This window comes from Mesorhizobium sp. M1A.F.Ca.IN.022.07.1.1 (assembly GCF_003997575.1).
Classification (GTDB): domain Bacteria; phylum Pseudomonadota; class Alphaproteobacteria; order Rhizobiales; family Rhizobiaceae; genus Mesorhizobium.
In genome coordinates this window covers 1-2,300 of record NZ_RZST01000550.1, presented here as the reverse complement: position 1 = coordinate 2,300, position 2,300 = coordinate 1, and the positions used below count along the sequence as shown (strand labels likewise).

Here is a 2,300-nt window from a genome sequence, read left to right as displayed (position 1 = left end):
GCTGAAGTCGCTGGCGCTGCAGGTGGTGCGCGACGGCGAAGGCGCGCGCAAGCAGGTCGAGGTCACCGTCACCGGCGCCAAATCCGCGCGCTCGGCCAAGCGCGTCGCGCTTTCGATCGCCAACTCGCCGCTGGTCAAGACGGCGGTCGCCGGCGAGGACGCCAATTGGGGCCGCGTCGTCATGGCCGTCGGGAAGGCCGGCGAGCCGGCCGACCGCGACCGGCTGTCGATCTGGTTCGGCGACAACCGGCTGGCGCATGAGGGCGAGCGCGATCCGGCTTACTCGGAAGAAGCGACCTCGGCCTATATGAAGCGCGACGACATCCGCATCCGCGCCGACCTCGGCATCGGCCGCGGCAAGGCGACGGTGTGGACCTGCGACCTCACCAAGGAATATGTCGCCATCAATGGCGACTACCGGAGTTGATGGCACCGGTGTCGACGCATCCGGCAAGCGTGCTCGCGATCGTGCGCCGCTACGAGGCGGCGGGCTTTCGCGCCTGGCCGGCGGCGGCCGTTCACTATGACGGGACATGGTTGGTGCGGCTGACGGCGGGCCATCCGGCGAAGCGCCTGAATTCGGTCAATCCGCTCGATCCCGGCGACACGCATGCCATTGCCGAACGCATCGTGCGCGCCAGCCGTCGCTTCGAGGCTTACGGCCGGCCGCTGACCTTTCGTATGTCGCCGCTTTCGGGGCAGGTGCTGTCGACGCATCTCGACGATGCAGGCTGGAGCCGGTTCGACGAATCGGTGGTGATGCGTCTGCCGCTCAAGGAGGCGCAACTCGACGCCGCGATGGACCAGATTCCGCTGAAAGACATCAGCCGCTTCATCGGCGCGGCGATCAGGACGAACGGCTCGGACGCCTCGCTGCGAGCCGGCCTCTCGGAAGTCATCGGCGCAATCCAGCCTGAGGCGGGGCTGTTTGCGCTCGAGGACGGCAATGAGCCGCTGGCAACGCTGATCTGCGTCCACGACGGCGATCTCGCCGGCGTGTTCGAGGTCGCCACCGAAAAATCGGCGCGCAAAAAGGGCCACGGCCGCAACCTCATCCTGTCGGCGCTGAAATGGGCCAGGCTGCGCGGCGCGCGCGAAGCATGGCTGCAGGTAGAAGCCGGCAATGTTGCGGCGCTGTCGCTCTACCGGTCGCTCGGCTTCGAGGAAGTCTATCGCTACCATTATCGCCGGCGGCCGGACGCATGAGCGAGATCACGCCAGCTGGAAAGCGCCTGCTTCTTGTCGCGGCCTGCGCGCTGGTGGACGCCGACCGACGCGTGCTTCTGGCGCAGCGTCCCGAGGGCAAGCAGCTCGCCGGCCTTTGGGAGTTTCCGGGCGGCAAGGTCGAGCCAGGCGAGACGCCCGAGGAATGCCTGGTGCGCGAGCTGCATGAGGAGCTCGGTATCGAGACCGAGATCCCCTGCCTGGCGCCGCTCACCTTCGCCAGCCACAGCTATGACCATTTCCACCTGCTGATGCCGCTCTACATCTGCCGGCGCTTCCGCGGCATTGCGCAGCCGAGGGAAGGGCAGGGGCTGAAATGGGTCAGGCCGCGCCAGATGCGCGACTACCCGATGCCGCCGGCGGACGCGCCGCTGATCCAGTTCCTCATCGATCTCTTGTGATCGTCACAGCCGCTTCAGCGTTTCCACCAAAATGCTGATTTGGCGACCTCCGGCCGGAATTGCTCCAAGCTGCCGTTTGCTCCGTCTGCTCTAGGCAGCGTTAATGGAAGATTTATCTCGACATGGAAAATTGAGGCAAATCGTTCGCGCGGCGGCATGCCGATTTTGATTGGAGCCAATCCATGAGCCTCGACAGAGAATGGGACTCGATCCGGCCCGACCGCACTTTCCGCGCCGCCGATGCCGGCATGGGTATCTTGCGGATCACCCTGCTTTTCGGGTCGGCCGCGGTGGCGCTGGCTCTGATCGCGACGCCTTTCCTGGACAGCCAGCTGCGTCCGCAGGTCGCGCGCGAGAGCTTGACCGGCGGACTCGACCTAAGCAGCACCGGTTCGATCGGTCGCCGCGATACCTACACCCTGCGGCGAAGCGTGCTGCAGCCGCTGCCAAATTCCGTTTGCGTAATCCGCAACGATGGCAGCCGCTACGGCGAGTGCTAATTGGTTAATAAATTCAGCAAGAAACCGCTATTTCACCGCCCGTTAAGCTTTTGCCGTTAACCTTTCTTAACGGGTAGGCGCTATGGTTCCCGCCAAGAGGGATCGATGACCATGAAAAACCTGCTGCAGCAATTCATAGAAGATGAATCAGGCGCCACGGCCATCGAATATGGCC

General features: G+C 64.6%; 4 protein-coding genes. All 4 read left to right on the top strand.

Annotation, left to right across the window (positions count from 1 at the left end):
* On the top strand, positions 1-427 hold a 427-nt coding region (locus EOA75_RS32000), incomplete at its 5' end, for a bifunctional ornithine acetyltransferase/N-acetylglutamate synthase (protein ID WP_206517102.1).
* Positions 427-1,206 (top strand): GNAT family N-acetyltransferase, encoded by a 780-nt coding sequence (locus EOA75_RS31995; protein ID WP_197507428.1) that lies wholly within the window; start codon positions 427-429, stop codon positions 1,204-1,206. The genes EOA75_RS32000 and EOA75_RS31995, both read left to right, overlap by 1 nt.
* Positions 1,203-1,625 (top strand): (deoxy)nucleoside triphosphate pyrophosphohydrolase, encoded by a 423-nt coding sequence (locus tag EOA75_RS31990; protein ID WP_066990121.1) that lies wholly within the window; start codon positions 1,203-1,205, stop codon positions 1,623-1,625. Before EOA75_RS31995 ends, EOA75_RS31990 begins: the two co-directional genes overlap by 4 nt.
* A gap of 182 nt (positions 1,626-1,807) precedes the next feature.
* Positions 1,808-2,125, top strand: a complete 318-nt coding sequence (locus EOA75_RS31985) for a hypothetical protein (RefSeq protein WP_095823956.1) — start codon at positions 1,808-1,810, stop codon at positions 2,123-2,125.
* Positions 2,126-2,300: the final 175 nt, after the last annotated feature.